The organism is Psychrobacillus sp. FSL H8-0484 (genome assembly GCF_038005325.1).
Taxonomy (GTDB): Bacteria; Bacillota; Bacilli; order Bacillales_A; family Planococcaceae; genus Psychrobacillus.
The window spans coordinates 592,989-619,734 of the sequence record NZ_JBBOSZ010000001.1; the positions used below are offsets into that span (position 1 = coordinate 592,989).

Here is a 26,746-nt window from a genome sequence, read left to right on the forward strand (position 1 = left end):
TATAATTTCACGCAAAACATATAAACAAAATAGAAGGAGGTGGAAAATTGGCAACAACGTATAACCGTGAAGCTGCGGTAGCCTATGCACAAAAATGGTGGAATAGCTATAATCCGAAGTTTCCTGTATTTGATGTCGATTGTACAAATTATATTTCTCAATGTTTGTATGCAGGTGGTGCTCCTATGCGAGGTCAACCTAATAGAGAGAAGGGGTGGTGGTTAGGGAATAATACGTGGAGCCTTAGCTGGAGTACTCCTCATTCATTACGGTGGTACTTTGCAGGTTCCACAATTGGATTACAAGGAACGCAGGTAGACTCGCCAACTAAACTTCTATTAGGAGATCTTATTTTTTATGATTTTGAAGGAGATGGGAGATACGATCATTCTACAATTGTAACAAGCATTCAAGATGGCATGCCCTATGTAAACGCACACACAAACAATAGTAAAGATAGGTTTTGGAATTATATGGACTCCTATGCACATACACCAAATACGAAGTATGTATTTATCCATGTTAAGGATCATTTTTAATGGGAAATAAGTGAAAAACAAAAGGGGGTGTCCAATAAGCCCATAAATTGAAGCAGGTGTAGAAAGACGAGTCTTTTTCTACACCTGTTTTTTCTATACTTTTTATTAAAACTACTAATTTTTGTAGGCAATTGATTGTGGTGAAAGACGGCGACTCCAGCGGGAATAGCGTGAGCTGAAGGCCCCGCAGGAGCGAAAGTGACGAGGAGACTGAAGCCATGCCCGCGGAAAGCGTCCGTCTGGAACGGAATCAATACATTGGAAAAGGGACCATCTCTCAGTCAATGTATGACTTTAGGGACAGCCCCTTTTCAACAGAAAAGAAAGTATAAACTTTTCTACATAGTAGCTTGCGTGTGTCTCATTATGGCAAGTACCAAAGGACTGCAATTGTATCTTCCCCTGCATGAACTGCTAAAGAGGTGCTAATTTCTCCAACAACTAATTCGACATTAGGTGCTTGAAGTAAAATAGCTTCTTTCAAACTTTCTGCTTGTTCTAGAGCATTCGCATGCATAATGTATACTGTTTTTGTGTCTTCTTGTTGTACGGATTCAACAACTTTATTAATTAAATACTGTATTGCCTTTTTATAAGACCTTACTTTATCAAGCTCTTGTAGTTCGCCTTTATTATTAATTTGAATAATTGGCTTGATTTTCAATAAACTACCTAAGTAAAACTGTGCACTACTTAATCTTCCGCCTTTATAAAGCTGCGTTAAATTGCCAATTAGAATGAAATTTCGAAATTTAGTTGCTTCTGTTCTTAACTGAGTTGCAATTTCTTCAAATGATAAGCCTTTCTCTTGCAAATGGAGTCCTTTTACAACTAGTCCTGTTATGCCAGCTGATAAAGAAAGGGAATCGACACATTCTACTTGTACTTGAGCTATCTGAGCACCGCTTTGTGAAGAAGATATCGTTCCACTTAAACTATTTGAAACATGGACAGCGATAATAGACTCGTATTCCGTACTAAGCTTCGTATAAAGCTCTGCAAATTCACCAGCAGAAGGTTGAGAAGTTTTGACTGAATCAGAACCATTACGAATACGATCATAAAGCTGTTCAGGAGTTAGGTCAACGCCATCAACAAACTGCTCATGACCAAAATGAATATTAAGGGGAATGACATAAACATCCGGATGATTTTTTAAAAGGGTATTTATATATGCACTACTATCTACTACCCAAGCAATTTTTTTCATAATCATTCTGAACATCCTATCTAATTTATTATTTAATTTATAATAATTATAGCATATTAGTGTTTCATTTTATTCCTCAAATGTTATGGAATGGATAATAGTTATTGTTATTTTTTCCACCAACGTTCATCCCAAGATTCAACAATATCAAATCGATGGCGAATGAGAATAATGATAACAGCAAGTGAAAGAGGCCATGCGCTCCAAAAAGTAGGAATTACCCAACATAAAATAGCGTATGCACTAAACGCCATAATCATACTTAAGGTTGCACTTCTTAATATAGCAATGAAAAAGATGAAAATAGCCGCCATAATCCCAAATAACGATGGATTAAAGAGAAGTGCGACCCCAACAAAAGTAGCGATTCCTTTTCCACCCTTCCATTTTAACCAAAAAGGATACAAGTGGCCTACAATAACCCAAAATCCACCAGTTGCAATAATTACAGCGGGAAAACTATAATAAAAGCCAATGAATAGAACGAAAACTCCTTTTAGTGCATCACCTAAAAAGGTTAATAAAAACGCAGATTTTCCAAGGACAGCACCTGCATTTCTAGCACCTAAATTTCCACTGCGCATTTTACGTAAGTCTGTTTTTTTCCATTTACCAATCCACCAAGCAGTTAGGAAAGTGCCAATAAAGTAACTAAAAAACCAGTATAGAAGCATTCTATCACCTCCAAAATGTGTATGAATAATAAGCGAGTTAACATAACTTGAACAATATATTTACTATTTGCTTCTTGTAAAGTGCATCCAGTGAAGGGCAGTTGTGATAAATGGAGAAGCTAATATTGGCACAAGAATGTTTTGCTGGTAAAATAACCTAGATACCTAGTAATAGTATTAATTATTCTCTACATAATATATGTATTAATTTTAGCATGTAATCGAAAACGGCATGCAGCATTAGTTAATTTTTCAACAAATATTTTTCTTATGCTACTACATAAAATCATAAGTTTATTAAAAACTACTTGTATCAAGCGTTCTATGCATCCAAGGGTAATGGAAAAAACCAGGTTACTTATTGTGAAGGTTGTCACTCTTTTAATGTACTGAATAAATTGGTATGATGTTAGTAATTATGAATGAAGAAAAAAGGGAGTTAACATAACATGATAGAGCAATCATTAACTGTTCGCGACGCAATTATTCAAAGAAGATCGATTAAAGCATTTAATGGCCAACCAGTGGAAAGAGAATTATTACTATCCATTATGGAAGATTCTTTCTGGGCTGCCAATCATCAATTAAGAGAACCTTGGCGTTTTGTTGTCGCTTGTGGAAAAGAAATTTCAGAATTGCATGAGCTATTGAGAGAATTCGCAGTACCTAAATGGAAAGAATTATCTGAAGATGACCTAGAGAAGCAAATGAAGAAATTTACGAATCCTGGTGGGTACTTATTTGTCATTGTGCCTGAGGATCCGCGTCAAAAAGAACGCTTAGAGGACTTCGCAGCAGCTAGTATGCTTATCCAAAACATCCAGTTACTTGCATGGGATCGTGGGATTGGATCTTGCTGGAAAACACCTGGATTTTTAGATAATCCTAAATTCCGTGAAGCTCTTGGTGTACAACAAGGAGAACGTATTATTAGTATGCTTCAAGTTGGTTATTTTGATGAAATGCCAAAACCAAAACCTCGTAAAAGTGTCGAGCAACTAGTGACTATATTTGGAGAATAAGAATAAGTAAGTGGCTATCTCTTGGAGAGATAGCCACTTTTTATGATAAATTCTATTGGGATTATTTTCTTTTATTAGTTATAAAATGGCTTAACGAGACTAATTCATAGAGAATCGCAACCAACTAACTCCTAACCGAGATCAAAAACTACTGAAGCGAGACCAATTTCCTTACGACCGAGACCAATTCTCATAGTAAAGAGATAACTCGATGGTAGATAGCCCTAGTAGTAATACATAAAAAAACACATGGATTGTATGAATACCCATGTGTTTTAGTTACATTATTTTTTTAAGTCTTGCTTAGAAAGTTCGGCAAGTTCATAGTAGTAATCGCCGATTACTCGCAGTCCTTGATCAAAGTTTTCTAAGTGGAAATGCTCGTTAGGTGCATGGAAGTTTTCTGAAGATAATCCGAAGCCCATTAACACGACTGGCAATCCAAGGATCTCATCAAATGCTGCAACGATTGGAATAGATCCGCCACCGCGCGTATATGCCGTTGGTACATTATATACTTTTTCATAACTACGACCAGCTGCTTGAATAGCAGGGTGGTCAAATGGTGTAATGAACGGTTTTCCTTTATCGAATTCAGTTAAAGTTACCGTTACACCAACTGGTTTATTCTTTTCGATATGTGCTCTTAGTTTAGCGACAATTTCATCTGGGTCTTGGTCTGGTACTAAACGGCAAGTGATTTTTGCTCCGGCTTCACTTGGTAAAACAGTCTTAATACCTTCTCCAGAGAATCCTCCGAATACACCATTAATTTCTAAAGTTGGGCGGACCCAAGTGCGTTCTAAATGAGTGTAGCCTTTTTCACCGAATAGTTCGTCCACGCCGACTTCTTTTTTCAACTCTTCCTCATCAAAACCAAGTGCAGCGTATGCTTGCTTCTCTTCTTCTAATAAAGGGCGGACATTGTCATAGAATCCTTCTACTTCAATCGTACCCTCTGAATCACGGAAAGAATCTAAAATGGAAACGAGTGCATGGATCGAGTTTTGAACCCCTCCACCATAAAGACCAGAGTGAAGGTCACCTTTTGCACCTTTTACATCAATTTGTACGCCGCAAAGGCCACGTAAGCCGTAGCAAACTGCTGGTTGGCCAGGACCTTGCATACCTGTATCCGAAATGATGATAACATCTGCTGCAAGTTTTTCTTTATTATTTTCAATATATTCTTCTAAATTAGGACTGCCTACTTCTTCTTCGCCTTCGATTAAAAGCTTCACATTAACAGGTAGGGACCCGCCTGTTTGAAGAAGAGCTTCTATAGCTTTCACATGCATAAATACTTGCCCTTTGTCATCACTAGCACCACGAGCATATAATTTATTATCGCGAACTTGTGGTTCAAAAGGTTCTGTTTCCCAAAGGTTTAACGGATCCACTGGTTGAACGTCATAATGTCCGTAAATAAGCATGGTTGGTTTGCCCTCTGCATGAAGCCAGTCGGCATACACAACAGGGTGGCCGCTAGTTTTATCCACCATTACGTTTTCTAAACCAGCTCTTGTTAAGGATTCAGCTAACCATTGTGCGCCTTTTTGCATATCATCTTTATGTTCAGATAAAGATGAAATACTTGGGATGCGAAGAAACTGTTTTAATTCTTCTAGATGTTCTTCTCTTTTTTCTGTGAAGTATTTGTCTAATGTAGGTAATTGACTCACTAGGACCCCTCTTTTCTAATAATTTCGTGTTTAGAAATAGTATAGCATAAGTTTTATGACAACTAAAATCACAGTATGCTATAGTTATAAGAAGAGATATTGCACGAATTTATTTTAGGAGGATACAAAATTGTACATAGAATTTGTACTTTTAGCCGTTTCTGTACTCGCTTCGTTTTTCTTATCGGGTAGTGAAACTGCATTAATGACAGTAAATAGGACGAAGGTTCAGCTCAGAGCGGAGCAAGGGGACAAAGCTGCTGAAAAATTACTTGCTCAGCTAGTGAAGCCGGACCGAATGATTATAACCATATTGGTAGGGAATACGATTGCAAATATTACAATGACTTTACTAGTAATATTAATTGCAGAACATTACAAATGGCATGTTGGCTTGTCCGTTGTCATATTAGCAGCTTTTAATATTTTATTTTGCGAAGTTTTGCCGAAAACAATTTCCGCAACATTTTCAGAAAGAATTGTCTATTTAGTAGCACCATTTGTTCGTTTGCTTATTGGAATTATGCGTCCATTAACATTTTTCATAGCTGGATTAACGAATATGCTTATTCGAGTTGGCTCGAAGGGTGCTGTTAAAGAAACAATGATTACGAAAGAAGAGCTTCTTTCTATGGTAGATCTTGCTTCCACGGATGGTACATTTGAAGATGAGGAATCAGAGCGTATTAAAGGTATTCTCGACTTCCCAAACAAAGATGTATCGGACGTTTTATCAACACATCGTACAGAAGTTGTTGGTATTCCAGTAGATGCTACGTACGAAGAAGTGCGGGATACCATTCTCGAGCATTTTTACACAAGGTATCCGGTTTATGACGATAGTCTGGATACGATTGTCGGGATGTTTTATTCGAAGAAATTAATCGAATGGTCCATGACTCCATCGTTTAAATTAGAAACAATTATTGATAAAGATCCACTGTTTGTAGTACAAACACTAAGTGTGGAGAAAGTCTTTAAACTAATGCTTACGCACAAAAAACATATGGCCATTGTGTTAGATGAATACGGTGGAACACTTGGGATTGTGACGCATGAAGATTTAATCGAGGAAATGATTGGGCAAGAAATTGAAGATGAAACAGATGACAATGAAGAAATATTAGTGCATGAAATGACGGAAAGTCGCTTAATTTGCGCAGGGCGTTTAGAAATTGAAGAAGTCAACCAACTGTTTAATATATCTATTATTAATGAAAATGAAACAATCGGTGGATTTGTCTTAGAACGGTTAGGGCATGTTCCAGAAGAAAATGAGCAGTTCACTTACGAGAACTTATTGATCGAAGTAAATGAAATGGATCGTAGTCGAATTGTGAAATTGACGATTACGAAAAACGAAGAACGTATTAATAACGAAGCGCAAGAGGAGTAATACTTCCTCTTGCGTTTTTTCTTTCTTACACGTTTGTAATTTTTCTGAAAGAGAATACGATAGAGGGTAAGGTTTAGGTTTGGCATTATAGAAATATAAAGTTTAGCCGACCGGAGGAATAAAACATGCAAGTTAAAATTGAAGATATTTATGAAGAGTATAATCGATATATATATTACTTATGTTTAAAACTAACTAAAAATCAAGTAGAAGCAGAAGACTTAATGCAAGAGGTATGGATGAAAGTGGTACGATATGAATCCTATATGAAAGAGGTTGAACATGTAAAAGCATGGTTAACAACAATTTGTATGAATACATTTCGTGATCGATACCGTAAACAAGTAAGACGTAGTAAGTATGTGGCGCATCAACCGGAGCAATTGGATGTTTCTTTATTGGATTTAATTGCTTCAGATGTGTTATCAGTAGAAGAGCAACTAGAGAAAGAAGATGTAGGTGAAATTATTCGCTCGAAAGTTGCGGAATTAGATGGCATTTATCAAAAGACAGTGATGTATTTCTATGTTCACCAATATTCATTAGTGGAAATTGCAGAAGTGATGAAAGTTTCCATTGGGACAGTGAAATCAAGATTATTCAGAGCAAAACAACGCTTAAAGGAATTAATTATGAATGATGAGCTAGCAATGGATTCCTTAATATTAGTGTAAAAAGAAAGAGTTAACCAACAAATAATTGTTGGATGGCTCTTTTTTGTTTTGGGGTGTTAAGCCATTTCCGAACTATTAGAAGAAAATAATTACAGTGAGTAAAGCATTCTCTCAAATAGGCAACTCTTTACTTTGAGAAATGGTCTCTGTTTAGGGCAAATAGGTTTCAGTTTACAGGAAATTGGTCTCGGTTCGAAGTCGATTGGTCTCGGTTACAGCTGAATTGGTCTCATTAAGCCATTTCGTAACTAATAGAAGAAAATAATTACAGTGAGTAAAGCATTCCCTCAAATAGGCAACTCTTTACTTTGAGAAACGGTTTCGGTTAAGGGCAAATAGGTTGCAGTTTACAGAAAATTGGTCTCGGTTCGAAGACGATTGGTCTCGTTAAGGAATTTATTAAAAAAAAGCCCCGAGCAACAGAGCAGGGGGCTGACACACGTTTTATTCAATTACTTCTTTTCCAGTAGAGAACCATTCTTCTACATTCCATACTTTTGTTACTAAGCCTTCATAGAATTCAGGCTCATGACTTACAAGCACGATCGTGCCTTTGAATTCTTTCATCGCACGTTTTAACTCTTCTTTTGCATGAATATCTAAGTGGTTAGTCGGTTCATCAAAGATTAACCAGTTACTTTCTTCCATCATTAATTTACATAGGCGTACTTTAGCTTGCTCACCACCACTTAAACTAGAAAGTGGACGGGAGATATGCTCACTTTTCAAACCAGTACGAGCTAATGCACCACGAACCTGATTTTGCTCCATGCTTGGGTATGTTTCCCAAATCGATTCGATTGGTGTGATATTTCCTGCTTTTACTTCTTGTTCAAAGTAAGAAGGGTATAAGAAATCCCCACGTATTACTTTTCCGCCTAGGGCAGGAATTTTACCAAGCATCGTTTTAAGTAATGTTGATTTACCAATACCATTCATCCCAACAAGTGCAATTTTTTCACCGCGTTCGATAGTAAATGTTAATGGTGGAAGCAATGCTTTATCATAACCGATTTCTAAATGGTCTGCTTCTACAACATAACGACCCGAACTACGAGATTCTTTAAAGTTAAATTCAGGTTTCGCTGCTGTTTCAGGGCGATCAATGCGTTCGATTCGGTCTAATTGTTTCTGACGAGATTTTGCTCGTCCAGTCGTAGAATATCGTGCTTTATTTTTGGCAATAAAGTCTTCTTGCTTTTTAATAAAGTCTTGTTGCTTTTCATATGCATCGATATGCTGTCTTTTATTTAACTCGGCAAGCTCTAAAAACTTATCATATGATGCTGTATAGCGAGTTAATTTAGAGAATTCTAGGTGGAAGATAACATCTACAATTCCATTCATAAATTCCGTATCATGCGAGATTAATAAAAATGCATGTGGATAGTTTTTCAGATAGTTAGATAGCCAGTTTACATGCTCTTCGTCTAAATAGTTAGTAGGCTCATCTAGTAAAAGAACTTTTGGCTTTTCTAATAATAGTTTTGCTAGAAGAACTTTTGTACGTTGTCCTCCTGAAAGAGCCTCTACAGGACGATCTAAACCGATTGCATCTAGCCCAAGACCACGCGCAACCTCTTCCACTTTCATATCAAGCGAATAAAAGTCACCAGCATCTAATGTATCTTGGATATCAGCCATTTGCTCCAGTAATACTTCTAATTCTTCCGGAGTTGCATCTGCCATTTTTGCAATAATATCGTTTAATTCTTCCTCTTTTTTATAAAGAGGTAAAAATGCATCTCGAAGCGTATCAAACATCGAGCGTCCTTGCTGCAGGCGAGTATGCTGATCTAAATATCCATAATGTGTTCCAGGTAGCCATTCTACACGGCCTTCATCATAAATAATCTCACCAGTTAGAATGTTCATCAATGTCGATTTACCAACACCATTTGCTCCCACAAGTCCAACATGCTCCCCCTCAACTAAGCGGAAAGAAACCTCTTTAAAAAGCGTACGATCTCCGAATGTGTGTCCCAAATTTTCTACGTTTAATAAGCTCATCTATTATTTCCTCCAAAAAGAAAGCTCTACGGCTTATATTAATTCCGCGAGCTGTTTGTTTAGTTCTGCAAGGGCTTCTTCCATTTTGGCTAGTCTACGTTCAGCATTTTCTACTTGAGTGGGATGGCCGTTGGATTCAAGTTTTTCCATGTCATCTTGTAATCGAATATAGTCCATTTTTAACTCAGCAATTTCCGCTTGTAGCTGTTGTTTTGTCATGAATGTTCACCTTCAGCTTTTTGCATTCATTGTAGCATAAAATCTTTCCTAGTGTGCGATTTCTTCTTCCTCTTTTTTATTCGCTATCGTTTGTTCGATAAGTTCTACTACTGTAGAAAGATTAGAACTAAAGTCAAAGTGTTTTTGTTTATGCTTATAAGCATTTCTTCGATTTTCATGTAAAATAATCTCCATTACGGCATTTTGTAAGTATGATTGTTTAATTTTTCTCCCTAACCCTAGATTGGCAAAGCCATTCATCTCTGTTGCAAATGCGTAGTTGACTTCTTCTTCGTGTGCACAAAGAATAATGCAAGGGATTTGAAGTTGTACAACTAGGAAGGGCATATAAGTTCCAGAAGTAATGACGATATCACTAGTAGGGATAATAGATTCAGGTTCACTCGTTGAAATAATTTGAATGGATTTGCGAGTAAGTGCAAATCTTTTAAGCTCGTTTATATCATGTTTATAGTTTTCATCTATTAAAACACTAATACGCAAAGGTATATGCAATTGTACGAGATGTCTCAAAGTTCGGTAAGTTAAATTTTCTGGGTCCTCATGTGGGTAGAATACGACAATATGTGGTGTATCATGTGACGTGTGATTTTTTGTAAATGCAATTTTATGAGCTGGAATATATCCAATAGTATCGTATATATAATGCTCTTTTGAAAGGTCTTTCGGATTTTCATATAATGTTTGGAAAACAAGATCGGCTAACATTCCGCCATCTCCATGATCGTCGAAATGGATCAGCGGACAATTGATTGTTTTTAAGCGACGAATTAAATCTTTTTCCGAGTTACCGCTATCATGAATAATACAATTCGGGTTAAATAATTTTATTTCTTCTAATAAATGTGCATTATTTCTAAATAAAGTTGGTTTGATTTGTTCTTTTTCTAAATATTGAATGAGGCTTGTATTTGAGCTAGGCACAAAAATTTTGTACTCTTCCATTTTCAACGCTGGGAGAAGCGTTTTTGCTCGGTCAGCAGGATATAGTCCACGATGTGGAAATGTGTTTAATAGATAGGCTATTTTCAATTTCATCATCTTCCTTTCCAAAGATATCTTTTTATTGTATGGAAACGGACAGGTGTATATGACAATAGGAAAATTGGCATTTGACCTTGAGCTGACGGCGCATAGATACTAGACGGTAACTATATAGAAGAGTCGTATTTTCTTATTCTTTAACAAAAGTGGCAGGAGGAGACTAAGAGGAATGCCGTTTAAGTTCGAGACTTTCGCTACAATTACAATTTTTTTCTACGATTAGGGAGGCATGGATATGGTAAGGCGAACTGCGATAGTAGTTGGTGCAACAGGATTTACAGGGCAGTATTTAGTGAAACAATTATGTGAAAGTGAAGAGTACGCAGCTATATCGGTTATTGCGAGAAGAGATATTATATATACACATAAAAAACTAGATGTGAAAATAAGAGATTTCGATAAGTTAGAAGAGAACGATTTAGAAATTGCGGATGATTTATTCTGCTGTTTAGGAACGACCATGAAAAAAGCAAAAACGAAAGAAAACTTTGAAAAAGTTGATTTAGAATATCCTCTACAAATAGCTTCCTTAGCTAAAAAACGTGGGATTCCCAATTTTCATGTCATTTCAGCAGTCGGTTCGAATGAAAAATCACCTTTTTTCTATAGCCGTGTAAAAGGAAGAATGGAGCAGGAGCTTATCGCATTAAAGCTACCTTATTTATCTATATACCGTCCCTCCTTATTATCAGGAAATCGAGGGGAATTTCGATTTGCAGAACGACTATCAGAAGGCGTTTTTCAGTTAATAAATCCTATTTTAGTAGGTCCATTCAAAAGAATGCGCTCGATAGAAGGAAAACAACTTGCATTTGCCATGTATCATTATGCGGTCCATGGAAGGAAAAATAAACTCAATCTGTATAAATCGGTAGATATTCTAAATGTAAAACCGATTGTTGTAAACGAGGAGACACCGATTCCAAGAGAAGAGCTATTTAATTGGGAGAAACGGAAAGATATTTTTGTAGACAAAGATGAAAAATAAGCGATAAAGATGAAGTGTCCTAACAATTGCCGTTACTGATATAGATGCATATAATGCATTAATCTGTTTATATATTTTTCAAGGACGAGATGGACATTAATAAGTAATAAATTTCTCAGCCTTAAGGATGAACTTTGTCAAACAGACATTTTTTTACTTAAATAAAGCTGCTTTTTTGATACAATAAGGAACGGATAAAGGAGGTTCTGTTAGATGAAAATTTTACTTGTAGACGGAACAATTATCGGCACAAAAACAGGTGTCATATTAGAAAAAGTGAAAGACTATATAGAAGAAATTAATAAAGAGCATACTTTGGAAATAATTAAGCTTGCTAATTATGAGCATCAATTTGTAGATGGCCGACCATTTCAACAATATAATGATGATATGAAATTGCTCGTAAGTAAGTTCGATCAAGCAGATGGCTATATTATTGCGACGCCAATCTTCCAAGGATCTATTCCTGGTGTATTAAAAAACACGTTCGACTTTTTACATCCTAAATCAATGCGATACAAACCAGTGTCCATCGTTGCAAATGGTGGAACATATCAGCATCACCTAGTAATCGAAAATCAGCTGAAACCTATTTTAGACTACTTCAGATGCCTAGTGACACCAAACTATGTGTACACACATTCTAGCCATTTCGATCAAAATAATATAATAGTAGATGAAGACGTACATAATCGTCTTCGAGAATTAGCACGTGTCTTTGTACAATACGCAGAAATGAGCAAAACGCTTAGCAAAGAACCAATCGATACGCACTAATTATTTAATAGAAGGGGCTGTCCCTAAAGTCATATACTGACTTAGAGATGGTCCCTTTTCCAATGTATTGATTTCCGTTCCAGACGGACGCTTTCCGCGGGCATGGCTTCAGTCTCCTCGTCACTTTCGCTCCTGCGGGGCCTTCAGCTCATGCACCTGCCGCTTCGCTTTCGGTGCAGAAAACATCTGCTATTCCCGCTGGAGTCGCCGTCTTCCACTTCAATCAATTGCCTATAAAAAAATAGAAAAGTATACAAAAAACAGGTGTAGAAAAATACTCCTTTTTCTACACCTTCTTCAATTTATGGGCTTATTGGACAGCCCCTATTTTTATTTATTTAAAAGACGCTGTTATATTTTACTGTTGTTTTTTAGCATATAATTTGCGGTTGAATCCGCGCAGACTCCTGCGGGAAAGTCAGCAGACGAGACCCCGTATGTGCAGCCGAGGAGGCTTGTCGGTTCGCCCGCGGAAAGCAAGCGAATTCTACCAAATAACAACCATGTTCGTTTAACGGAGCCATTTGAAAATAAAAATGAACTTTTTCGGCTTTCAGATGTCTAATGTATAAGAGCAAATGGAAAGGGGTGTTTTAGTGGAGGAAATAGAGGTTGCAAGCAAAGCAATTAATCGAGATGAGCAGGCTTTCTTGCAATTAATGCAAGCACATAAAGACACGCTCTATCGAACAGCTTTTGCTTTTTTAAGGAATGAACATGATGCAATAGAGGCTATGCAAGAAGTGACATTCAGGGCTTATCAAAAAATCCATACAGTTAAAGAACCTAAATATGTGAAAACTTGGCTTGTTCGAATTATGATGAATTATTGTCAGGATCAGTTGAAAAAGAATCAGCGTTTTGTTTCCAATGAAGTAATTCACAAGTTGAGGGATGACTCAGGCATTTCTTATTTGGAAATAGAAGAAGCGATTGCCTCTTTGTCTATGAGAGAGCAACAACTAATTCACTTAAAATACTATCAAAATACGAAAATCAAAGAAATAGCTGAAATAGATGACATTCCGGAAGGTACCGTGAAATCAAGACTAAACAAAGCACTTAAGTCGCTAAGGAACTTTCTAACAGAGAAAGGAGGGGTAGACCATGTATGAAAAAGAAGAAGAGATGCTAAATGAATCAAGAAAGCAAATGGAGCAAATGGAAATTCCTGATCAGCAACTGAATGATGCAATTCAGCTAGGCTTACTTCATGCAAAAGCTAAAAAACGAAAACGTAAAAAATCACTTTGGTCTCTTACTGTTGCGGCAATTTTAATTCTCACGTTTGTCACATCGGTTCGTGTCTCTCCGGTATTTGCAAGTGCAGTCGCCTCGATACCAGGATTAGAACGGTTTGTCCATTTACTCCAGAATGATAAAGGGTTAGAAGCGATTATTGAAAATGATTATTACGAGCCTATAGGTATTAGCCAAGTGAAAGACAATATTACATTTACACTGGACGGGGTTATTATAGATGAAACAGGAGCAGAAATTTTTTATACATTAGAAGCTCCTCATTCCATAAAAAATATAGATTACAACAAAATAGACTTATTAAATGATAATAAAAATTTAATCAGTTCTATCGGTTATAATTCACCCAATCAAGAATATGCCAATCGAAAGGTAGATGAATTTAGTTTCGTTTTTCAAGATATCCAGGAATTTACTTCTAATGATTTTGAGATAATGTTCGAAATTCAAGTGGATAAAAATAACAAAACAACTTTTCAAGTTCCTTTTACCATTAAAAACGATTTGATGAGAGGGAAAGTTTATGAAGTTAATGAAGAAGTAGCAATGGACGGGCAAAAAATAGTGGTGAAACAAGTAAAAGTATATCCACTTCGTGTAGCAGTCACCCTTCAATATGACGAAAAAAATGAGATGGAAATTTTACAATTTGAAGATATACGTTTAGAGGACGAAAACGGGGAAATTTGGAGTTCTATTCAAAATGGAATAAGTGGTTTTGGGGGAGTAGGTTATAAAGAAAGAACATACTTTTTACAAAGTAACTATTTCAAACAGCCAAAAGAATTGTATTTAAAATTTAACAAAGTCCAGGCGCTATCTAAAGATGAAAGTTATTTATTGGTCGACTTTGAAAAGAAGGAAGTTTTGGAACAACCTAGTAACAAGAAAGTCGAAGTAACAAATATCCAGAATAATTCTATCGAGGTAAAATATCGTCCAATAAGGGATAATCATACTTACTCTCTATTTTCTCAAGGAGAAAATGCAAATGGAGGTGATGTCAGCATACCAACGGAAGCCACATGGAGTGATGTCGATTATAACTACTCCACCATTACATTAGAAGCTAAAGATATTATAAATCCAGTGAAAATTCCTTTCATTGCTTATCCTAATTATTTGGATGGTTCAGTTTCGATTCAAATTAAATAATAATTATTTACCTAGCTTTGATAATCACGTTAGTTGGTCTGTATGTTTGATTGTTAATTATTTCGTAGTAATAGCTGATTTTGAAATGTAAGCTTTGCGAAAGCGCGTATTTTATTCGAGAGGAAGCTGTTGCAATACGAGAGCAATCGACCTCGAAACGAGAGCGCTCATCTCAAAAGAGGGTATTACAACACCAAAAAAAGAGTGACGCTAAAGCCGTAATAAACGGTTTTTAGCGTCACTCTTTTGTTATTCCAAATTCAACTTCTTCAAAGCTTCTGCTAATGCGTTATTCATAGGCTCTTCTTCTTGATCTTGTTTTTTTAGATATTTTTGAACATCGCGTTTATCTGCTTTTCCGCCAGAATCCGTTTTACGACGTTTGTTGAAAGCGGATAGTTTTTCACGATATCCACATTTACAAGTGAAAATTTGTCCTTCGCCTTCACCACGAAGCTCTAGCTTTTTCTTACATTGCGGACAGCGAGCGTTTGTCACTCTTGCGACATTTTTACGGTGACCACATTCACGGTCTTGGCATACGAGCATTTTCCCTTTTTTGCCGTTCACTTCAAGCATCGGCTTGCCGCAATCAGGACAGCTTTTCGTTGAAATATTATCATGTTTAAATTTCTTATCACTGTTTTTTACATCATGGACGATTGTTTTTGTATAAGTTTTCATTTCGTTAATAAACACATTTTTGTTCAGCTTGCCTTTTGCAATTGCTTCTAGTTTTTGCTCCCATTCCGCAGTAAGAGCAGGGGTCTTCAAATCTGCCGGAACTAAATCAAGCAACTGTTTCCCTTTGGATGTCAGGTAAATGTCTTTCCCTTTCTTCTCCATAAGGAATGAATTAAAGAGCTTCTCAATAATGTCTGCTCTTGTAGCAACTGTACCTAAGCCACCCGTTTTATCAAGTGTTTTGGCTAATTCTTTATCTTGTGTACCCATGTATTTTGCTGGGCTTTCCATTGCTGTAAGTAAAGTACCTTCATTGAATCTGGCAGGTGCTTTCGTTTGACCCGAAGTTTCTGTCACTAATCTAATAGATAATTTATCGCCCTTTGTGATACGAGGAAGTATTTGTTCCTTCATATCGTCCGCGTTTTCGTCCTCTTCAAAACGATTTTCATATACTTCCTTCCACCCGGATGAAAGAATTGTTTTACCTTTGGCTACAAAAGTTTCCGTTCCAATAGAAGCCTTCACTGTAATTTGCTCATATTCAAATGGAGGAAACAATACCGCTAAAAATCGTTTGATAACTAAATCATAGACTTTGCGTTCTTTATCATTGAAGTTAGCTTGATTGACAATTTCTTCTGTTGGAATGATTGCGTGATGATCGGAAACTTTACTATCATCTACAAAGGATTTAGTTACTTTAATAGGCTTTTGTAATACTTTATTCGCAAGCTGTCTGTACTGGCCAATACCACAGGCTTTTAAGCGCTCTGGAAGTGTTTCTACAATATCGCTTGAAATGTATCTGGAATCTGTACGAGGATAGGTTAAAACCTTGTGTTGCTCATACAATTTTTGCATAATGCTAAGTGTTTCTTTAGCGGAGTAGCCAAATATTTTATTTGCATCCCGTTGTAATTCCGTTAAATCGTAAAGCTGTGGAGCGAAGCTTTTCTTTTGTTTCTTATCAACATCTACAATTGTGCCTTGTTTTTTATCTACATTTGCAAGTAGCTGTTGGACTTTTTCTTTAGAGAAAGTTCTAGAGTCGTTTGTTTGGCCATCAATCCATGTTAGTTTTAAATTTTGGTCCGTATGTGCTTCTAATCCGTAATACGTTTTTGGTTTAAAATTACGTATTTCATCTTCTCTTTGCGCAATAATAGCGACAGTAGGGGTCTGCACACGCCCACATGACAGCTGAGCATTAAATTTACTAGTAAGTGCTCTTGTTGCATTTAATCCGATATACCAGTCTGCTTCAGAACGTGCAACCGCTGCATGATATAGGTTTTCATAAGCCTTACCTGGTTTTAAATTTTGAAAGCCTTCCTTAATCGCTTTGTCTGTAACAGAGGAAATCCAAAGACGTTTTACTGGCTTATTTACTTTTGCTTTTTCAATAATCCATCTAGCAACTAATTCACCTTCACGGCCTGCGTCAGTTGCGATGATAATGTCACTCACATCCGTGCGCAGTAACTGACTTTTGACAGCGTTATATTGCTTACTCGTTTGCTTAATCACAACAAGCTTTAAGTCATTTGGAAGCATTGGTAAATCATCTAGATTCCAAGTTTTATACTTTGTATCATATACTTCAGGATCAGCTAGTGTAACAAGATGTCCTAGTGCCCATGTGACAATAAATTTGTCGCCTTCTAAAAAGCCATTCCCTTTTTTATGACAATTTAATACTCGTGCGATATCACGAGCTACGGAAGGTTTTTCTGCAATTACTACACTTTTCTTCATGTTAAAACATCCTTTCCACGGAAACCATTGAGATTAAATATAGCATAAATCGTAGTGTTTTGTAGAAAGACACGTAGCCGAATAAAAAAAGAAAGCTGCCAGACCATCGGATATAAAGGAGGGTGTGGCAGCCTTGCATTACTTGGTTACAATATGAAGGGTATTCCCAGAAGGATCTTGAACGATAATAGAATCTTCTTTTTCATCAAAAGGAAACTCCAAACGTTTCAGTTGTAACTTTGCTTCATCTAATTCCTCTTGTGTAAAAATAATCGTGAACTTCTTTAATCCTCTCGAGTTAGATGGAGGTGAAGGGAGGTCGGTGCCAGCCCACGTGTTCAATGCAATGTGGTGATGGTAGCTGTCTTTTGATAAAAACAAGCTTCCATTTCCTTTAGTTGTAATATCAAAACCGAGCCCGTCAACGTAAAATTGTTCGGTTATTTCAAGTTCAGAGGCTTGCAAATGCATATGACCAACACGTGTGTCCTCCGGAAGTCCCATCCATGAAGGGGATGCTTCTTCGACTAATTTCTCGAAATCAATCTGGTTAGTACCACCTACATATCCGCCATCCTTGTCTCGTTCCCAACTAGTAGGAGGGAGATCAGCGTAAATTTCCACTCCATTTCCGTCCGGATCAGCTAAATACAGTGCGTCGCTATACTGATGATTTGCTGCTCCTTGCATCGGATACTTGGTTTCAGACAAATGAAGAAGCATATTCCCTAAACTGGCATGGTCCGGCATCAGAATAGCGAGATGATAGAGTCCAGTTGTTCCTAAAGGTCTTTCCACTGTGTCTTCAACTTCTTCTAACACTAGCAAAGGGGTATGTCCATCAGCAGTTAGCGTAACTTTACTTTGCTCTTCCGTTAAAATATCAAAGCCGATTACTTGTTGATAAAATGCAGAGATTTTATCAAGATCAGAAACAATCAGGTGTACTCCTTCTAATCTAGAAGGAGTGTCAGTGTTATATGTTTCATAGGTTGTATCCTTCTTTTTAAACAGGAAAAAAAGTGAGATGAGCACCACCACTAAGACGATACCCACGATAATGATCCGTTTGTTATTCATTTGCATAAATCTCCTTTTTCATATAAACTACATTACGTAGTGTAACAGGAGATGCAAGAAAATTCAGCTATAAGATTTTAAAAAATGTTTATTTCATCATTTTCGATTAACAAATCTTGACTGGAAAAGTTACTCGCACTACAATGAGTAATGTGAGGTGGATAAACCATGTTGATTCGAAAATTTAAAATAAACGAAAGTGGATTGAATCGCTTTTTCGGACCTCTTGAAGCAAAGATTATGGATATCTTATGGAACGATGTGGAAATGACCATAAAAGATGTTCAGCAAGTCCTTGACCTGGAAAAAGTGACGAATTTTAACACAGTTATGACCGTCATGAACCGATTAGTCGAAAAGGGAATTCTTCAAAAGAGGGTAGAAGGTAGATCCTCCCTTTATAAACCAGTTCAAACTAGAGCTGAGTTTTTGAGTGCGCAGTCAAAAGAAATGACAAATGAATTGATGGATGAATTCGGAAACGTTGTTGTCAGCCATATGTTAGATGCGCTTGAAGACGTGGATGATGATCTTGTCGCAAAACTCGAGCAAAAAATTAAAGAATTGAAAAAGGATATGTAGCATATGACAAAACGTCAATCATCGCTCATGTTTATTGTTTCTCTTGTCATTTCAGGAACAATTTTTCTACAGATGGCTTTATACGTCATCTCCATGTTGGCAGGCTGGAACGTCAAATTTAACATCGTTGAAGTTTGTCATAGTACGCTAAAAGCATTCGGTTTGTCATCCCTAGAATATGTTCTAGATGCGCTAGTCATCTATACGCTACTATTTTCACTATGGAAAATGGTATCTCAATTGATTTATGCTACACGAATGAAAAAACGATTTCAGCAGTATAAAGAGAAAGTGCTGACAATCGAAATGAACGAAACATATGAGAGTAAAAATGAGGATTTTTTAGTCATTTCCTATCCTGGAACATTTGCGATAACCATGGGCTTTATTCATCCTAAAATCATCGTAACAACTGGTTTGATAAACCTTTTAACGGAAGATGAATTAAAAGCGGTCATTGCGCACGAGAACTATCATAAAGTAAATCGGGATCCATTAAAAATCTTTTTGCTATCACTTTTTTCTTCTACGTTGGGCTATATTCCCATTCTGAAATGGTTTAACCAAAAATATAGAATCATTCAGGAAGTGTTAGCAGACGAATTTGCAATTGAAAAACAAGAGACATCTGTGAATTTAGGCAGTGCACTTTTGAAAATGTTAAAAGTAGGAAAGTTAGAAAAAATGCCTTTTGCTTATGCCTCATTTGCGGATACATCCGTAAATTATCGGATTGAATATATGTTAAACCCATTAACGGATGTTCAGTGGAAGATTCCATTGAAAGACGCATTCTTGTCGTTCGCAATTTTTATCTTAATTTGTATCTTTTTTATTTACGCGCTAGCGTAAATTTTTTACCCCATTACACTACATAGTGTAGTTAAAACCGCCGGCGGATGTTACAGATTTTGTAAAGGAGTTTATCCGGCAAGCAGGATACAAAATCTGAACACAAATTCGCCAAGGCAAATTTGATAATAGGAGTGTTTTATATGTCTAAGAATATATTTTGGATAATCGGTATTGTGGCTGTAGCCCTTATTGCAATTGTAATGCTAAGCGATGCTAAAGAAGAGTCAGTAGTGATAGATTATGAAGGTCAACCATTTTTAGGGGAAGAATCAGCACCAGTTGAAATAGTTGAATTTGGCGATTACAAATGTCCTCACTGTGGAGATTTCAACAACAGTCTTTTTCCAATCATCAACCAGGAATTAGTTGAAACGGGGAAAGCGAAGTTTTACTTTATGAACTATTCATTTATTGCTGCCGATTCAACGACTTCTGCACAATTTGCGGAAACAGTTTACAAGGAACTAGGGAATGAAAAGTTCTGGGAGTTCCATCACTTATTGTTTACAAACCAAAATTCGGAATCTGGACAAGCGAATTTTATGACAGAGGAATTTTTAAAAGCAGTATTATCAGAGGTTGCAACTCCTGAGGAAACAGAAAAAGTTATGCTAGCTTTCGGTGAAGGTAAAGGGAAGGAAGCTTGGGATAAAGATATGAGTACAGCAAATGATCTTGGTGTCAACTCAACGCCAACGATCTATATTGGTGGAAAAGAATTCACTGGAAGTACAATGGATGATATGAAAAAAATGGTGGAAGAGGCGGATACGAGTGGTAAATAAACCCCTTCTCCTTGCGTGGATAGCGTCCATTATAGCAATGGTGGGAAGTTTGTTTTTTAGCGAGCGAATGGGTTTTATTCCATGTACCCTTTGCTGGTATCAACGGATTTTGATGTATCCACTTGTTATGTTCCTAGGTATCGCTTTTTATCGAAATGATCGAACTATTTATAAATACATTTTACCGATGTCTGTCATCGGTATGGGTATTTCAAGTTATCATTATGCGCTGCAAAAGATTCCTTCCATGCATGAATTCAGTGCATGTACGAGTGGGGTTCCATGCTCAGGCCAATATATTAACTGGTTCGGATTTGTAACAATTCCATTTTTAGCGCTCATCGCATTTTCGTTCATTACAGTAATGATGCTGATACTTTGGAAACGCAAATAATTCAACTTTCTCAATTATTCCTTCTAGGGAAGAAAGGACAATCGCAGCTATGGATAATAAAAAGAAAAAACGCTTTTACATGCGCCTGATCATTTTGGCAATAATGGTTGGAGCAATCGTCTTCACTATTTATTCCAACGTAACGAAAGAGAGAACAGCGGTACTGCAGGTAGGCGATGATGCTCCTGACTTTGCACTTGTTGATATGAATGGAGAAAAGCATCAATTATCGGAATATAAAGGACAGGGTGTCTTTTTGAACTTTTGGGGAACTTGGTGTAAACCATGTGAAAGAGAATTCCCTTTAATGGACAAACAATATCAAGAATATAAAGACCAAGGTCTTCAAATATTAGCTGTAAACGTAGGTGAATCTGATTTTGCTGTGCAAAAATTTATCGATCGAAAAGGCTTAACTTTTCCAGTATTAATTGATGACAATAAAAGTGTAATGGAGACGTACAATATCAATCCTTTACCAACAACTTTACTTATTAACCCTGAAGGTAAAATAGAGAAAATAATTACAGGGGAAATGAATGAAGAAATGATTAAGAATTATATGGAGCAAATTATGCCAATTTAATCTTTTAGTTTAAAATGAATCAGGTGTAGAAAAGCGAGTCTTTTTCTACACCTGTTTTTTATATATTTTTTATTAAAACTACTATTTTGTAGGCAATTGATTGTAGTGAAAGACGGCGACTCCAGCGGGATTAGCAGATGTTTTCTGCACCGAAAGCGAAGCGGCAGGTGCATGAGCATGAGCTGAAGGCCCCGCAGGAGCGAACAAAGGAACGAAGGCTAAGAACGCCACCTCCTGTGGTAACGCCTTCGTGACCAACATCGTGTTGGCCTGAGGAGACTGAAGCCATGCCCGCGGAAAGCGTCCGTCTTGGAACGGAAATCAATACATTGGAAAAGGGACCATCTCTCAGTCAATGTATGACTTTAGGGACAGCACCATTTTATATTTTTTTTTTTTTTTTTTTTGAGTATATAGAACTAATACATACATAGAAATGCAAATCTCATTTTGAATCTTATTTCTCATATTTCTTATGACTATAGTTAGTTGGATTATTCTGACAAAATGATAGAATGATATATAGGAGAACTTTATAGATGGAGGTGAACGATATGAGTTTGGTAAAATCTACAGGCAACGGTATGTCCAATAGTGTTTCGAACTTCGAGGAAAGAAAGCGTGCACTGCAGCGTAAAGATGCTGGAGAAGCATATCGGAAACAAGCGGAATATTTCCAACCAAAAATGCCTTCTTTAGGTGAACTAGAAGATCTACTTCTAGGGAATAAAGAAAGAGAACAAGACACACCTGAATTAAGTGCGGCTGTTAGAGAGTATCAGCAAATAGAGCAAAATAATAGACCCCAAAATATGTTGGATATAAAAGGACCTAGCACTCCTGTGCAAACATTAGGTGGGCCAACGCTCGAAAAAACGATTGAGCTTTTAGAGAAAGTAAGAAGTACTGCACTAGCACCAACTGAACCAACTCCACAAGACTTGCGTGTTGCTGCCAGTGCATCTGCAAAAATACAAAGAGTTCAATCTCAAATTACGTTAAATCAAGAAGCATCTCGTCAAATTACATTAGAAGCTAAAAGACAAATAGAAGATGAAGCAGCTGTATTCAATCGCTCGATCCAATCAGATTTTCAATCTCCCAAATCAATAGAAGAAGATATGGAGAACTTACAGAAAAGACGATTAAAAGAACAAGCGATTGCCAAATATTCATATCAAGTACATTTGAAGCGCTATGGTTTTACCGACCTACAACCTAGCTTCTTCCGTATAGCTTAGGAGAATAAATAAATGGTGAAAAAGCAAAAAACCAATGCGGTTCGATTGTTGGAACAGCAAAAGATACCATTTGAATTAATTGAATATGAGCTCACAGGTGATCAAGTAGACGGGGTAACCGTAGCGAACAAAATAGGCTACTCTGAAAATGTTGTGTATAAAACACTACTTATCACGGCAGGTTCCAATAAATATTTTGTATGCATTATCCCAGTAAGTAACGAATTAAATTTAAAGCACGTTGCAAAAGTAATCGGAGAGAAAAAGGTAGAATTACTTCCCCTGAAGGATTTACTAACAACTACTGGCTATATTCGTGGAGGATGCTCTCCTATTGGGATGAAAAAGTTATTTCCTACAATAGTGGATGATAGCGCGCAAAATCTTGATTTTATTATTGTGAGTGGAGGAAGAATAGGACTTCAGGTAAAGCTTTCCTTATCAGATTTACTTATGATAACTAAGGGACAAGTTGCTACTATTAGTAAAATTTAAAAATGGTTAGCATTTTAGCTCATACAGGCTATAATGAACTTAATAGAATTTATTCCATTCCAACATTGTTGCGAATGGATTTTTTTCGGTTATAGAAAGTAGGATAAAAAAATGAAACAATTAGTTTGGCGCTGGGTATTTTTTGTAGTTGGTATTATGTCTATGTCTTTAGGTATTTCCATGACGATAATAGGGCAACGTTTTGGGGTAGGACCGTGGGATGTTTTACATGTGGGCCTCTTTCGTCATTTAGGTTTATCCATTGGTACTTGGGCTATTTTAACAGGTTTAGTTATTGTCATCGTAACCATAATCGGAACTAAGAAATTGCCACAGCTGGGTACTTGGTTGAATATACTTTTCCTTGGATCTTTTATTGATATGTTTAACTGGCTATTGCCGGATGTAACGAGCTTCTTAGGTCAATTGATTAGTTTCATATTTGGAATTGTTGTCACGGCAATTGGGGTTGGTGTCTATGTATCACCGAATGTTGGAGCGGGACCTCGTGATTCTCTTATGCTATTAATCATGAAGAAAAAGGGTTGGAGTATTAAAAAAGTTCGTACTGGAATAGAGGTTATTGCAGGCCTTGCTGGTTGGGCACTTGGAGGACCAGTAGGATTAGGTACAGTACTTATTGCGGTTTTATTAGGACAATTAGTTCATTACACTTTGCCGATGGCTCAAAAGTTATTATTTAAAATCTGTGGGTACTCATTACCATTTACGAATAAGAGCGTTGAAAATCAGAAATGATTTTTAGGGCTTTTTTTTCATGGCTCAATTAAATTAGGTCTCGCGAGTAAGAAGGCTTGCTAGTTCGTCCGCGGAAAGCGGGCGGATTTTCGGTAGATAAAATTATAATCGTTTAACAGATCCTTATTCATATAAATGTGTTCGTTCACATATATTATCCACTGAATGAATTATAGAAAGGGTGACAATTTGAACGGAACAATTACGCACTATATGGGGAAGTCGTATACAGGTCAAGGTGTTAAAAACTTCTACAAGGAAATCATTCAAGAAGCAAAAAGGGTCTACTTTTTCAAAGGACCAACAACCTATCGATTATCAGAGATATTAAAAGAAATAGGATACGCAGCGATTCGAAGAGGAAAAAATATGGAATGGTTTTATGATCCACTGCACGAAGAAGTAGTAGAGGGAATATACATTATTGATACAAAAACACTTTATTTACAGACGGACGCAGTAGATCCTTCTTATTATGGGGCAGGGCATGAATGGGTACCTTATTATAATGCATACAAGGAAAGTAGACTGAAAGATATAGGTCCTCTAATTCGTGATAAGCAAATTGCAAATGATGTTTGGTTAACAAAAGGGCTTCTTTCACTATCTCGTGCAAAGGTTATTCATGATGATTGGGAACAGCTGATACAGCCAGCAATTAATTGGGATGGAATAAATACGCTATTAGAGGAATTAAAAAAGAATGGCATAGGCAACATTCAGCTTCAAAAGAATGCAAAAGTGACGCATCGTCTAATGGGTTCTCTTACGCCACTTGGAGCAAAGGATACACTAAGCTCCATTTCTAAAAATTTGAAATCGAGACTTTATATAAAAGGCTTACCTGGCAGTGGAAAGTCTTCCTTTATGAAAAAGTTTGGAGAAGAAGCAAAGACGCATGGTTTAGATGTTCGTTTCATTTGGTGCGGATTGGATGCGAATAGTGTAGATGGCATTGTTGTTCCGGAGCTTCAATTATGTTTAGTAGATGCGACAAGTCCGCATGTCTACGAGCCGGAACGGGAGGGAGATGAAATAGTCGATTTCTTTCCTTATATCGATCAGACTTTGCTGGATGAAGAGGCAATAGCAAAAGTACATGAAGCGTATTCCAATGAAATGGAAATTGCTCAAAATTATCTTTCTACGTATGCGGCAGAATCAAAAGTGATTAAAACTCTTTACGATTCTGCTATAGATGAAGAAGAGTGGAGTGCACTGCACAATAAAATGATCGAAACTTTAGGGTGAGTAGGGGAAACTCCTACTCGCTTTTTATTCGTATTTTGACACAGTCATGATAAGATAGAGGAGACTAATTTTGTTTGAAAGGAAGATGACTTTGTCTAACATATTAAATAATTTTTTAACAGAAAACTTAAATGCATTAAAAAGCCAAGGTTTATATAACGAAATCGACCCTGTAGAAGGACCAAATGGAGCGAAGATAAATGTTCGCGGCTCTGAGCTTATCAATTTATCTTCCAACAACTACTTAGGACTGGCAACTAATCCAGAACTTAAGCGTATTGCAAAAGAAGCAGTGGACAAGTACGGAGTTGGAGCAGGAGCGGTTCGTACGATTAATGGCACACTGGACCTTCATATCAAACTAGAAGAAAAATTGGCAGAATTTAAAGGAACAGAATCTGCCATTTCTTATCAATCCGGATTCAACTGTAACATGGCAGCAATCTCTGCGGTTATGGATAAAAACGATGCGATCTTATCAGATCAATTAAATCATGCATCCATTATTGACGGGTGCCGTCTTTCTAAAGCAAAAATTATCCCGTTCAACCACTCCGACATGGAAGATTTACGTGCTAAAGCAAAACAAGCAACAGAATCAGGCCAGTATAATAAAGTAATGGTTATTACAGATGGCGTATTCTCAATGGATGGAGATATTGCTAAGCTTCCTGAAATCGTAGAAATCGCAAAAGAATTTGACTTAATCACATATGTAGATGATGCACATGGTTCAGGTGTTACTGGAAAAGGAAAAGGAACTGTGAAACACTTTGGCTTGGAAAAAGAAATCGACTTCCAAATCGGTACTTTATCAAAAGCTATTGGTGTTGTAGGCGGATACGTTGCAGGGAAAAAGGACTTAATCGACTGGTTAAAAGTTCGCTCACGTCCGTTTTTATTCTCAACAGCTCTACCACCAGGTGATGTAGCAGCAATTACAGCAGCAGTTCAGATCATTATCGACTCAACAGAGCTTCACGATAAGCTATGGGAAAATGGTGATTATTTGAAAGCTGGACTTGCCAAACTAGGCTTTAACATCGGTGCATCGGAAACACCAATTACACCATGTATCATCGGAGAAGAAAAGCTAACACAACAATTCTCTAAACGACTATTTGAAGAGGGCGTATACGCAAAATCGATAGTCTTCCCAACAGTACAAAAAGGAACTGGCCGCGTTCGTAACATGCCAACAGCAGCCCACACAAAAGAAATGCTAGACGAAGCACTAGCTATTTACGAAAAAGTTGGTAAAGAGCTTGGGGTAATTTCATAATATAAAGAAACATCCGAAGTCATAGCGACTCCGAATGTTTTAGACTGTAGGCACACTCGAAGAAATTCGATTGTGTCTACATTTTTTTTCAATAAATATAGATAAATCAGACAGTTGATTGCCACTGCGAGTTGGCGCTTTCCGCGGGCCTAGCCGCTTCCCTCGCGGCGCTCAGTACAGGGTCTCGACTGTCCCGCCTTTCCCGCCAGGAGTCGACACTCTCATACATCCGAAGTCTTTGGGGCTTGGATGTTTTTTACAATACAAGATTTCGCTGAAATTGTTGTACTTCAAAAAAACTAAACAGTTTTCAGTGGCTAACA

General features: G+C 37.0%; 26 protein-coding genes. 18 read left to right on the forward strand and 8 right to left on the reverse strand.

Features of this window, described 5'->3' with window-relative positions:
• The first annotated feature begins 47 nt into the window (after positions 1-47).
• On the forward strand, positions 48-539 hold the full coding sequence (locus MHH81_RS02800; RefSeq protein ID WP_340917628.1) for an amidase domain-containing protein: 492 nt from the start codon (positions 48-50) through the stop codon (positions 537-539).
• 364 nt (positions 540-903) lie between these two features.
• On the opposite strand, the gene MHH81_RS02805 is transcribed toward MHH81_RS02800, so the two are convergent.
• Both MHH81_RS02805 and MHH81_RS02810 read right to left on the reverse strand, forming a co-directional pair.
• Positions 904-1,755 (reverse strand): DegV family protein, encoded by an 852-nt coding sequence (locus MHH81_RS02805; RefSeq protein WP_340917630.1) that lies wholly within the window; start codon positions 1,753-1,755, stop codon positions 904-906.
• Positions 1,756-1,856: 101 nt separating this feature from the next.
• Positions 1,857-2,423, reverse strand: coding sequence for a glycerol-3-phosphate acyltransferase (locus MHH81_RS02810; RefSeq protein WP_340917632.1), 567 nt, complete (start codon positions 2,421-2,423; stop codon positions 1,857-1,859).
• 449 nt (positions 2,424-2,872) lie between these two features.
• On the opposite strand from MHH81_RS02810, the gene MHH81_RS02815 reads away from it, so the two are divergent.
• On the forward strand, positions 2,873-3,445 hold the full coding sequence (locus MHH81_RS02815; protein ID WP_340917634.1) for a nitroreductase family protein: 573 nt from the start codon (positions 2,873-2,875) through the stop codon (positions 3,443-3,445).
• A 284-nt stretch (positions 3,446-3,729) separates the two neighbouring features.
• Here MHH81_RS02815 and MHH81_RS02820 read toward each other — a convergent pair whose 3' ends face one another.
• The gene (locus MHH81_RS02820) at positions 3,730-5,127 is read right to left on the reverse strand and encodes a dipeptidase (RefSeq protein WP_340917636.1); all 1,398 of its coding nucleotides are present in this window, start codon (positions 5,125-5,127) and stop codon (positions 3,730-3,732) included.
• 130 nt (positions 5,128-5,257) lie between these two features.
• Between MHH81_RS02820 and MHH81_RS02825 the strand changes: the two genes are divergently transcribed.
• Together MHH81_RS02825 and MHH81_RS02830 are read left to right on the forward strand one after the other, a co-directional pair.
• Positions 5,258-6,523: a hemolysin family protein gene (locus tag MHH81_RS02825; RefSeq protein WP_340917637.1), complete on the forward strand. Its 1,266-nt coding sequence runs from the start codon at positions 5,258-5,260 to the stop codon at positions 6,521-6,523.
• A gap of 125 nt (positions 6,524-6,648) precedes the next feature.
• Positions 6,649-7,197 carry an RNA polymerase sigma factor gene (locus MHH81_RS02830; protein ID WP_340917639.1) on the forward strand — a complete coding sequence of 183 codons (549 nt, stop codon included), beginning with the start codon at positions 6,649-6,651 and terminating at the stop codon, positions 7,195-7,197.
• Between the two features lie 444 nt (positions 7,198-7,641).
• Here MHH81_RS02830 and MHH81_RS02835 read toward each other — a convergent pair whose 3' ends face one another.
• Genes MHH81_RS02835 through MHH81_RS02845 form a run of 3 tightly spaced genes read right to left on the reverse strand, consistent with a single transcriptional unit; the run spans position 7,642 to position 10,488 of the window.
• Entirely contained in the window at positions 7,642-9,207 is a 1,566-nt protein-coding gene (locus tag MHH81_RS02835) for an ABC-F family ATP-binding cassette domain-containing protein (protein ID WP_340917641.1), read from the reverse strand.
• 33 nt (positions 9,208-9,240) lie between these two features.
• Complete coding sequence (locus MHH81_RS02840) at positions 9,241-9,426, reverse strand: SE1832 family protein (protein WP_340917643.1); 186 nt, start codon at positions 9,424-9,426, stop codon at positions 9,241-9,243.
• A gap of 48 nt (positions 9,427-9,474) precedes the next feature.
• The gene (locus MHH81_RS02845; RefSeq protein WP_340917645.1) at positions 9,475-10,488 is read right to left on the reverse strand and encodes a hypothetical protein; all 1,014 of its coding nucleotides are present in this window, start codon (positions 10,486-10,488) and stop codon (positions 9,475-9,477) included.
• A 238-nt stretch (positions 10,489-10,726) separates the two neighbouring features.
• Here MHH81_RS02845 and MHH81_RS02850 point away from each other — a divergent pair, with 238 nt between their 5' ends.
• The 4 genes from MHH81_RS02850 to MHH81_RS02865 all read left to right on the forward strand — a co-directional run bounded on the left by MHH81_RS02850 (position 10,727) and on the right by MHH81_RS02865 (position 14,671).
• Positions 10,727-11,479: an NAD(P)H-binding protein gene (locus tag MHH81_RS02850; protein ID WP_340917647.1), complete on the forward strand. Its 753-nt coding sequence runs from the start codon at positions 10,727-10,729 to the stop codon at positions 11,477-11,479.
• A gap of 213 nt (positions 11,480-11,692) precedes the next feature.
• Positions 11,693-12,256 (forward strand): NADPH-dependent FMN reductase, encoded by a 564-nt coding sequence (locus tag MHH81_RS02855; protein WP_340917649.1) that lies wholly within the window; start codon positions 11,693-11,695, stop codon positions 12,254-12,256.
• A 596-nt stretch (positions 12,257-12,852) separates the two neighbouring features.
• Positions 12,853-13,371, forward strand: a complete 519-nt coding sequence (locus tag MHH81_RS02860) for a sigma-70 family RNA polymerase sigma factor (RefSeq protein ID WP_340917651.1) — start codon at positions 12,853-12,855, stop codon at positions 13,369-13,371.
• On the forward strand, positions 13,364-14,671 hold the full coding sequence (locus MHH81_RS02865) for a DUF4179 domain-containing protein (RefSeq protein WP_340917653.1): 1,308 nt from the start codon (positions 13,364-13,366) through the stop codon (positions 14,669-14,671). The genes MHH81_RS02860 and MHH81_RS02865 overlap by 8 nt, the downstream gene beginning before the upstream one ends.
• A 249-nt stretch (positions 14,672-14,920) precedes the next feature.
• Here the strand turns inward: MHH81_RS02865 and MHH81_RS02870 are convergent, their stop codons facing one another.
• Both MHH81_RS02870 and MHH81_RS02875 read right to left on the reverse strand, forming a co-directional pair.
• Positions 14,921-17,113, reverse strand: a complete 2,193-nt coding sequence (locus MHH81_RS02870) for a DNA topoisomerase III (RefSeq protein ID WP_340917655.1) — start codon at positions 17,111-17,113, stop codon at positions 14,921-14,923.
• 138 nt (positions 17,114-17,251) lie between these two features.
• Positions 17,252-18,193, reverse strand: a complete 942-nt coding sequence (locus tag MHH81_RS02875) for a VOC family protein (RefSeq protein ID WP_340917659.1) — start codon at positions 18,191-18,193, stop codon at positions 17,252-17,254.
• A 168-nt stretch (positions 18,194-18,361) separates the two neighbouring features.
• On the opposite strand from MHH81_RS02875, the gene MHH81_RS02880 reads away from it, so the two are divergent.
• The 10 genes from MHH81_RS02880 to MHH81_RS02925 all read left to right on the forward strand — a co-directional run bounded on the left by MHH81_RS02880 (position 18,362) and on the right by MHH81_RS02925 (position 26,423).
• Positions 18,362-18,775, forward strand: coding sequence for a BlaI/MecI/CopY family transcriptional regulator (locus tag MHH81_RS02880; protein WP_340917661.1), 414 nt, complete (start codon positions 18,362-18,364; stop codon positions 18,773-18,775).
• A gap of 3 nt (positions 18,776-18,778) precedes the next feature.
• Positions 18,779-19,627, forward strand: coding sequence for a M56 family metallopeptidase (locus tag MHH81_RS02885; protein WP_340917664.1), 849 nt, complete (start codon positions 18,779-18,781; stop codon positions 19,625-19,627).
• 143 nt (positions 19,628-19,770) lie between these two features.
• Positions 19,771-20,415 (forward strand): DsbA family protein, encoded by a 645-nt coding sequence (locus tag MHH81_RS02890; RefSeq protein ID WP_340917666.1) that lies wholly within the window; start codon positions 19,771-19,773, stop codon positions 20,413-20,415.
• Positions 20,405-20,809 carry a disulfide oxidoreductase gene (locus MHH81_RS02895; RefSeq protein ID WP_340917668.1) on the forward strand — a complete coding sequence of 135 codons (405 nt, stop codon included), beginning with the start codon at positions 20,405-20,407 and terminating at the stop codon, positions 20,807-20,809. The genes MHH81_RS02890 and MHH81_RS02895 overlap by 11 nt, the downstream gene beginning before the upstream one ends.
• 49 nt (positions 20,810-20,858) lie before the next feature.
• Positions 20,859-21,395: a thiol-disulfide oxidoreductase ResA gene (gene resA, locus MHH81_RS02900; protein ID WP_340917670.1), complete on the forward strand. Its 537-nt coding sequence runs from the start codon at positions 20,859-20,861 to the stop codon at positions 21,393-21,395.
• A 554-nt stretch (positions 21,396-21,949) separates the two neighbouring features.
• A complete protein-coding gene (locus tag MHH81_RS02905; protein ID WP_340917672.1) occupies positions 21,950-22,636 on the forward strand; it encodes a hypothetical protein in 687 nt (228 codons plus the stop codon).
• A gap of 12 nt (positions 22,637-22,648) precedes the next feature.
• Positions 22,649-23,131 carry a Cys-tRNA(Pro) deacylase gene (ybaK, locus tag MHH81_RS02910; RefSeq protein ID WP_340917674.1) on the forward strand — a complete coding sequence of 161 codons (483 nt, stop codon included), beginning with the start codon at positions 22,649-22,651 and terminating at the stop codon, positions 23,129-23,131.
• A 111-nt stretch (positions 23,132-23,242) separates the two neighbouring features.
• Positions 23,243-23,890: a YczE/YyaS/YitT family protein gene (locus tag MHH81_RS02915; RefSeq protein WP_340917676.1), complete on the forward strand. Its 648-nt coding sequence runs from the start codon at positions 23,243-23,245 to the stop codon at positions 23,888-23,890.
• 189 nt (positions 23,891-24,079) lie between these two features.
• A complete protein-coding gene (locus MHH81_RS02920) occupies positions 24,080-25,141 on the forward strand; it encodes a hypothetical protein (RefSeq protein WP_340917678.1) in 1,062 nt (353 codons plus the stop codon).
• A gap of 85 nt (positions 25,142-25,226) precedes the next feature.
• Positions 25,227-26,423, forward strand: a complete 1,197-nt coding sequence (locus MHH81_RS02925) for a glycine C-acetyltransferase (RefSeq protein ID WP_445678123.1) — start codon at positions 25,227-25,229, stop codon at positions 26,421-26,423.
• Positions 26,424-26,746: the final 323 nt, after the last annotated feature.

What these genes read in the sequence shown, in the direction of transcription:
- MHH81_RS02805 (WP_340917630.1), bottom strand. Translation starts at nt 1,755, where the DNA reads ATGATTATGAAAAAAATTGCTTGGGTAGTAGATAGTAGTGCATATATA.
- MHH81_RS02810 (WP_340917632.1), bottom strand. Translation starts at nt 2,423, where the DNA reads ATGCTTCTATACTGGTTTTTTAGTTACTTTATTGGCACTTTCCTAACT.
- MHH81_RS02815 (WP_340917634.1), top strand. Translation starts at nt 2,873, where the DNA reads ATGATAGAGCAATCATTAACTGTTCGCGACGCAATTATTCAAAGAAGA.
- MHH81_RS02830 (WP_340917639.1), top strand. Translation starts at nt 6,649, where the DNA reads ATGCAAGTTAAAATTGAAGATATTTATGAAGAGTATAATCGATATATA.
- MHH81_RS02835 (WP_340917641.1), bottom strand. Translation starts at nt 9,207, where the DNA reads ATGAGCTTATTAAACGTAGAAAATTTGGGACACACATTCGGAGATCGT.
- MHH81_RS02840 (WP_340917643.1), bottom strand. Translation starts at nt 9,426, where the DNA reads ATGACAAAACAACAGCTACAAGCGGAAATTGCTGAGTTAAAAATGGAC.
- MHH81_RS02845 (WP_340917645.1), bottom strand. Translation starts at nt 10,488, where the DNA reads ATGATGAAATTGAAAATAGCCTATCTATTAAACACATTTCCACATCGT.
- MHH81_RS02850 (WP_340917647.1), top strand. Translation starts at nt 10,727, where the DNA reads ATGGTAAGGCGAACTGCGATAGTAGTTGGTGCAACAGGATTTACAGGG.
- MHH81_RS02855 (WP_340917649.1), top strand. Translation starts at nt 11,693, where the DNA reads ATGAAAATTTTACTTGTAGACGGAACAATTATCGGCACAAAAACAGGT.
- MHH81_RS02865 (WP_340917653.1), top strand. Translation starts at nt 13,364, where the DNA reads ATGTATGAAAAAGAAGAAGAGATGCTAAATGAATCAAGAAAGCAAATG.
- MHH81_RS02870 (WP_340917655.1), bottom strand. Translation starts at nt 17,113, where the DNA reads ATGAAGAAAAGTGTAGTAATTGCAGAAAAACCTTCCGTAGCTCGTGAT.
- MHH81_RS02875 (WP_340917659.1), bottom strand. Translation starts at nt 18,193, where the DNA reads ATGAATAACAAACGGATCATTATCGTGGGTATCGTCTTAGTGGTGGTG.
- MHH81_RS02880 (WP_340917661.1), top strand. Translation starts at nt 18,362, where the DNA reads ATGTTGATTCGAAAATTTAAAATAAACGAAAGTGGATTGAATCGCTTT.
- MHH81_RS02885 (WP_340917664.1), top strand. Translation starts at nt 18,779, where the DNA reads ATGACAAAACGTCAATCATCGCTCATGTTTATTGTTTCTCTTGTCATT.
- MHH81_RS02890 (WP_340917666.1), top strand. Translation starts at nt 19,771, where the DNA reads ATGTCTAAGAATATATTTTGGATAATCGGTATTGTGGCTGTAGCCCTT.
- resA (WP_340917670.1), top strand. Translation starts at nt 20,859, where the DNA reads ATGGATAATAAAAAGAAAAAACGCTTTTACATGCGCCTGATCATTTTG.
- MHH81_RS02905 (WP_340917672.1), top strand. Translation starts at nt 21,950, where the DNA reads ATGAGTTTGGTAAAATCTACAGGCAACGGTATGTCCAATAGTGTTTCG.
- ybaK (WP_340917674.1), top strand. Translation starts at nt 22,649, where the DNA reads ATGGTGAAAAAGCAAAAAACCAATGCGGTTCGATTGTTGGAACAGCAA.
- MHH81_RS02915 (WP_340917676.1), top strand. Translation starts at nt 23,243, where the DNA reads ATGAAACAATTAGTTTGGCGCTGGGTATTTTTTGTAGTTGGTATTATG.
- MHH81_RS02925 (WP_445678123.1), top strand. Translation starts at nt 25,227, where the DNA reads ATGACTTTGTCTAACATATTAAATAATTTTTTAACAGAAAACTTAAAT.